Origin of the sequence: Pseudolysinimonas sp. (assembly GCF_031389465.1) — a bacterium.
Lineage (GTDB): Bacteria > Actinomycetota > Actinomycetes > Actinomycetales > Microbacteriaceae > Pseudolysinimonas_A.
In genome coordinates this window covers 21,423-27,727 of sequence record NZ_JANMSQ010000131.1, presented here as the reverse complement: position 1 = coordinate 27,727, position 6,305 = coordinate 21,423, and the positions used below count along the sequence as shown (strand labels likewise).

At 69.4% G+C, this 6,305-nt stretch carries 4 protein-coding genes; 2 read left to right on the top strand and 2 right to left on the bottom strand.

The features are described 5' to 3' along the window. Positions 1-85: 85 nt before the first annotated feature. Complete coding sequence (locus RMO30_RS05070; protein ID WP_309710351.1) at positions 86-1,027, bottom strand: hotdog domain-containing protein; 942 nt, start codon at positions 1,025-1,027, stop codon at positions 86-88. A gap of 31 nt (positions 1,028-1,058) precedes the next feature. Between RMO30_RS05070 and RMO30_RS05065 the strand changes: the two genes are divergently transcribed. Beyond that, on the top strand, positions 1,059-2,345 hold the full coding sequence (locus RMO30_RS05065) for a DUF4032 domain-containing protein (RefSeq protein ID WP_309710347.1): 1,287 nt from the start codon (positions 1,059-1,061) through the stop codon (positions 2,343-2,345). Between the two features lie 44 nt (positions 2,346-2,389). Beyond that, complete coding sequence (locus RMO30_RS05060) at positions 2,390-4,618, top strand: MMPL family transporter (protein ID WP_309710344.1); 2,229 nt, start codon at positions 2,390-2,392, stop codon at positions 4,616-4,618. A gap of 24 nt (positions 4,619-4,642) precedes the next feature. Here RMO30_RS05060 and RMO30_RS05055 read toward each other — a convergent pair whose 3' ends face one another. Continuing rightward, positions 4,643-6,298, bottom strand: coding sequence for a thiamine pyrophosphate-binding protein (locus RMO30_RS05055; RefSeq protein ID WP_309710342.1), 1,656 nt, complete (start codon positions 6,296-6,298; stop codon positions 4,643-4,645). Positions 6,299-6,305: the final 7 nt, after the last annotated feature.

Genomic DNA, 6,305 nt, shown 5'->3' with positions numbered 1-6,305 from the left:
CCGGTCGCCGCGACGAGCCACGCAGCCTGACCGAGCACCGCGAACGGCCCCGCTTCCACTCGGAGGCGGGGCCGTTCCGCGTTGGTCAGAACTCGGGCAGCGGGGCGAGGCGGGCGCGCGCAGCAATGAGCTCGACGGCGTGCGCATCGAGCCGACGGTCTTCGTCGCTGACCAGGTCGAGCGCCCGCGCCGGCAGTGCGCGCCCGTCGTCGCCGACGTCGACGAAGATGCTCATGCACTGGGTTGTCGCCGCGAGACCTCCCGGCTCGGTCAGCGGACCCGACCGCACGTGTACGGCAACGTGCATGCTGCGCGGGCCGGTGTGAATGAGTCGTGCGTCGACTTCGACGAGATGACCGATGCGAATCGGCCGGAAGAAGTGGATGCCACCCGAGTACACCGCGACTGCCCGCGCTGACGACCAGCTCGCCGCGCAGGCGAACGCCGTCTCCTCGATCCAGCGCATCACCGTGCCACCGTGGGCGTTGCCACCGAAGTTGGTCACGGCCGGTTGCGCGATGAACCGGAACGTCGTGCGCGGCGTGGTGCCGGCCTCCGTGTACTCCTGCGCGAGCATCGCGTCGCGGATCTCGCGCCGTGCCTCCAGCCGATCTTCGGCGTTCTCGTGCAGCAAACGATCCTCATCGGTGCGCGGTGACCACGACGGCACCGCACGCGGCCGCCCCTCGTTGTCGACCGCGACGAAGACGAGGATGCAGTGGGTCGCCCGCGTGTAGACCCGGGTCTGCACGTCCGCCGCCTCGATCTCGACGAGCACCTGCATGCTCGACCGACCGGTGTGGATGATGCGGGCGTGGGCCTGAATCAGGTCCCCGACGGCGATCGGTCGGGTGAAGTGCACGTTTCCGACGTATGCGGTGACGCAGTACCCCGCCGACCAGCCGACCGCGCACGCGTAGCCGGCTTGGTCGATCCACTCGAGCACGCTTCCCGCTGCGACGACCTCGCCGCCAAGATTCGCGTCCTGCGGCATCGCGAGGAAACGCAGGGTGATCAGGTCGTCCACTCCCCCAGGATGGCAGCTCTAGGCTCGACAGGTGCCTTCATCCGCCCTGTCGATCACCTCGGCCGTCCCTGACCCGGCCCTGCTCGACCTGCCGTGGGATCTGCCGCTCGAACTCTGGCCCGACGAGACGATCGCGGCACTGCCGAAAGGCATCTCACGCCACCTGGTGCGGTTCGTGCGCCTCGGCGAGCACGTGCTCGCGATCAAGGAGACCACCGAAGAGATGGCGCAGCGCGAGTACGACCTGCTGCGCACCCTCAACCGCCTCGACATGCCGTGCGTCGAACCGATCGCCGTCATCACCAACCGCTCGGCGGCCGACGGTGAGGTTCTCGCTCCCGTGCTGGTCACCCGGCACCTACGCTTCTCGCTCCCCTACCGGGCGATCTACTCGCAGTCGCTGCGCCCCGACACCGCGACTCGGCTCGTCGATGCCCTCGCGGTGCTGCTGGCCCGCCTGCACGTCGCCGGGTTCTTCTGGGGCGACGTGTCGCTGTCGAACACCCTGTTCCGTCGCGACGCGGGCGCGTTCGCCGCGTACCTCGTCGACGCCGAGACCGGCAAGCTGCACGACGGTGCGCTGAGCGACGGCCAGCGCGACCAGGATCTCGAGATCGGGCGCATCAACATCGCCGGTGAGCTGCTCGACCTGCAGGCGGGGGGCAAGCTCGACGAGGACGTCGACCCGGTCACGGTCGCCGATCACATCGTCGCGTCCTACCGCGAGCTCTGGACCGAGCTCACCGCCTCCGAGTCGTTCCCCGAGAGCGAGCGCTGGCGTATCGCCCGCCGGGTCGAACGCCTCAACGACCTCGGCTTCGACATCGAAGAGCTATCGATCAGTCGAGACGAGACGGGCGCGCGGGTGCGCATCCAGCCGAAGGTCGTGGATGCCGGCCACCACTCGCGCCGATTGCTGCGGCTCACCGGCCTCGACGCCGGCGAAAACCAGGCGCGCCGCCTGCTCAACGACCTCGACGCGTACCGGATGTCGGGCGACCGCACCACCCGAGACGAGGAGGCCGTCGCACACGAGTGGCTCGCGAAGGTGTTCGAGCCCGTCGTGCGCGCGATCCCGCGCGAGCTACGCGGCAAACTCGAGCCCGCAGAGGTCTTCCACCAGTTGCTCGAGCACCGCTGGTATCGCTCGCAGGACGAGAAGCGCAGCGTCCCCCTCGCCGAAGCGCTCACGTCCTACATCGACAACGTGCTGCGTCACCGCCGCGACGAGATGACCGTCGTCGGCCCACCGACGGGTGCGATCGGCACGATCACGGGTCCGAATCAGGTCGTCGAAGACTGGCGCGACAAGGTCTAGCCTCGACACGTCCCCTCGCTCGAGTTCGCTTCGGGAGTTCGCCCATGACCCGCACCGACCGACCGGCCGGCGCTCTCGGACGCATCGCCGAGGCCTCCGCCCGGCATCCGTTCCGCACCCTCACGGCATGGGTCGTCATCCTGGGCAGCGCGATCGCGCTCGCCATCGTCGGCGTCACCGGGGAAGACCTCTTCGACCGCCTCGGCAGCGACGGCGGGTCGTGGTCGAACGGCGAGAGCGCGGAGGCCGACCAGCTGCTCGATGGCACCGCGGCCGAGACGGTCACGCTGCTGGTGTACGGGGTCGACCCCGCCGACCCCGAGCTGGCCGGAATCGTCGCCGACCTCGGCGAGCGGGTCGAAGAGATCCCGGGCGCCGCGCTCGTGAACCCGCTGCTGTTGCCGCTGCTCCCGGACGGCAGCCGCGACCCCCGTGTCGCGGGTCTGTTCGCCGATGACGGCGACGGGGTGCTGCTCGTCGGCTCGGTGTCGACGACCGAGTATGTGGGCGACTTCGGGGCGACCCTCGACGAGGTCACCGCGGAACTCCGGTCGGCGGCGGCCGAGATCCGGGATGCGGTGCCGGGGTCGGTCGCAGAAGCCGGCAGCGCGGACCTGCTCGTGGAGTCGATCATCGAGACTTCGGAGAGCGATCTGCAACGCGGTGAGGCGGTCGCGCTTCCCATCGCGCTGCTCGTGATGCTCGTGGTGTTCGGTGGCTTCCTCGCGGCAGGCATCCCGCTCATCGGAGCCATCGTGTCGATCGTCGGCGGCCTCGGCGCGCTGTTTGGGTTCACCTACCTGCTGGACGTCAACACGACCGTTGTCAACGTGGTCACGGCCGTCGGGCTGGGGCTTTCGATCGACTACGGTCTGTTGATCGTCTCGAGGTTCCGCGAGGAGTACCGGCAGTCGGACGACGCCGGGCAGCGGACGCGTGACCATCGGATCGCCGCGATCGTGCGCACCGCCGGGAGCGCGGGACGGACCGTCGCCTACTCCGGCACCACGTTCGCGATCGCCGGGCTCGGGCTGCTGTTCTTCGAGCCCGCCATCGTCAAGGCGATCGGGCTGGGCGCGATCGCGGTGACGGTCATCTCGATCGCCTCCGCGCTCACCCTGGTTCCCGCTCTGCTCGAACTCGGTGGGGAACGCCTGGTGCGGCCGGGCGCACTCACCCGCATCCCGGGGATCGGGCGTCTGCTCCGACGGTTCGGCGACATCGCTCCCGACGAGGGGTTCTTCTCGAAGCTGACCCGGCGGCTTCAACGGCATCCCGCGATCGTCACCCTGGCCGCATTCGCGGTGCTCCTCATCCTCGCCGCCCCCGTGCTCTCGCTGCGGCTCGCGAACACCGCGGTCGACTCGACCCCCGCGTCGTCAGACCAGTACACGTTCGTCACGACCCTGAACGAGCAGTTCCCGCATGCCGCTGACCCTCGGGTTTCGCTCGTGACGCGATCCGAAGAGGATGCGCTCGCCTGGTCGCGCGACGTCGAACGGCTCGACGCCGTCGAGTCGGTCGGCGCGCCGGTTGCCGTCAACGACGTGTGGCAGACGCCGGTCGTCGTCGACGGCAAGTCCGGCGGCTCTGTCGTGCGCGAGATCCGAGCCGACGCGCCGGACTTCCCGCACTGGGTCACCGGCGCCGACGCCCGCACGGTCGACTTCTCGAACGCCCTCGGGAGCGGTATCCCGGCTGCGGTCGTGGTGATCGCGTTCGGCACCGTGCTGCTGCTGTTCCTGATGACCGGGTCGCTCGTCATCCCGCTCAAGGCACTGCTCGCGAGTGCGCTCTCGCTCGGTGCGTCGATCGGTCTGCTGGTGTGGGGTTTCCAAGACGGCGCATTCGCCGGACTGATGGGATTCGACCCGGCGACGGTCTACGGCGTCGACACCCTCGTGGTGCTCCTGACCTTCGTCTTCGGATTCGGCCTCGCGATGGACTACGAGATGTTCATCCTGTCGCGCATCACAGACCAGAAGAATGCCGGGGCTTCCGACTTGGAAGCGATCGCGCTCGGCCTTCAGCACTCCGGCCGCATCATCACCTCGGCGGCGCTCATCATCATCGTCGTGTTCGCCGGATTCGCGACGGGCGATCTGATGATCATCAAGCAGCTCGGGGTGGCGCTCGCCTTCGCGGTGCTCCTCGATGCGACACTCGTGCGCTGCATCCTCGTGCCGGCCTTCATGACCTGGCAGCGCCGCATCATGTGGTGGGCACCGAGGTGGATGAAGCGCCTGCACGCCCGCTTCGGACTGAGCGACTGACCCGCCAGCAGCCGGGCACCCCCGTTAACGGGCGTTGGCGCGCGCAATCTCGTCCTGGTACGGCGCGACAACGTCGCCCGAGATGCGGCAATCGAGCACCAGGAAGCGTCGGGCGCCGGGCAGCTCCGCAGCCCACGAAGCCAACCGGTCAAGGTCGGAAAGCTGTCGCACGACGACGCCTTCCGCGCCGACCCCTTCAGCGAGTGCGGCGAAGTCGACTTCGGGGATGAGCATCGGCTCGCGTGCCAGACCGGCGCGTCCGTAGACGTTCACCTCGGCGCTGTACGCCGCGTCATTCCAGATGACAGCCATCCCCCGGCCGGCAGCGACCCGCACGGCGCTCTCGAGGTCGGCGAGCGCCATCAGCCCCCCGCCGTCTCCGGTGGTCAACACGACCGTCGCCTCGGGCTTCGCCAGGGCTGCGCCGACGACCGAGGGCCAGCCGAGCCCGATCGACTGGAATGCGGTGCCGACCATGATCATCCGGTCGGGTGCGGAGACCGGCCAGTACATGTTCGCCCAGCCGATGAAATGCCCGCCGTCGGAAACCACCACGCGGTCATCCGGAACCAGCTGCCCGATCCGGTGCGCCACCGCGCGCGGGTCGAGGCGGCCATCCGCCGCCACCGCGTCTCCCGTATCGCGCGCCATCAACGCTGCGACGTCGATGCTCTCGCGCCAGCCACTCGGCGGCGCGGAACGTTCCCGCAGCCTGTCGACGATGGCGTGCGCGACGAGGCCCGCATCGCCTCGCACGTAGCCGGAGACATGGGGGTGCGTCGCCGAGGCCGCGACATCGACCTGAAAGACCTTGGTGCCGGGGGCGAAGAGCTCGCCGAAGCGCATCGTGAACTGATTCAGAGATGCCCCGAACACGACGGCAACATCCGCCCTCTTGACCAGGTCCATCGCGCCGTCCGCTCCGAACCCGCCCGCTACGCCGAGGTCGAACTCGCTGCGCCGAAAAATCCCGCGGGCGAGCGCGGTCGACGCCGTGACGGCTCCCGTCGCATCGGCGATCGCGCTCAGCACGTCGCCGGCACGGGCGAGCCAAGCGCCCCGGCCGGCGAGAAGGAACGGGCGACCTGCCTCGGCCAGGGCCACGCTCAGGTCGTCGATCGCGCCGCGAGCGAATGCTCCCGTCGGCGCCAGGGGCTCGGCCGCGTTCAGTGGCGGCAGCTGCGGGAAGGTGCCGGCATCACTCCCGCCGACGTCGTACGGGATCGCCAGCACCACGGGAACCGAGTACGCGCGGGCGTGCTCGATGGCGATCGCGGTCGTGGCGGCAGCGTCGGCTCTTCCCACCGTGTAGGTGCGGGCGCCGACCGCCGACGCGATCGCGATCTGGTCGACACCCCACGGCCGGGGGCCCGAGGTCGGCTCGTCACCCACCACCAGCACGAGTGGCACCCGGGCTTGCACGGCTTCCGCGAGCGCGGTCAGAGTGTTCGTGAATCCGGCTCCGTAGGTAGCCGTCGCGGCTGCGAGCCGTCCGGATGCCCGGAAGTAGGCATCCGCCGCCACCACTCCGCCGACCTCATGGCGCACCGCCGTGAACTCCGCTGTCGTCTCCCGGATGAGAGCGTCGAGAAAGTGGGCGTTTCCGTTGCCCATGACACCGAACACCTGCTCAACGTGTTCGGCGAGCGAACGCGCCACGTGGGCGGATACCGAGTGCATGGCTGTG

Bases quoted from the DNA above. Each gene is read 5' to 3' on its own strand.
- RMO30_RS05060 (WP_309710344.1), top strand. From the start codon at position 2,390: ATGACCCGCACCGACCGACCGGCCGGCGCTCTCGGACGCATCGCCGAG.
- RMO30_RS05055 (WP_309710342.1), bottom strand. From the start codon at position 6,298: ATGCACTCGGTATCCGCCCACGTGGCGCGTTCGCTCGCCGAACACGTT.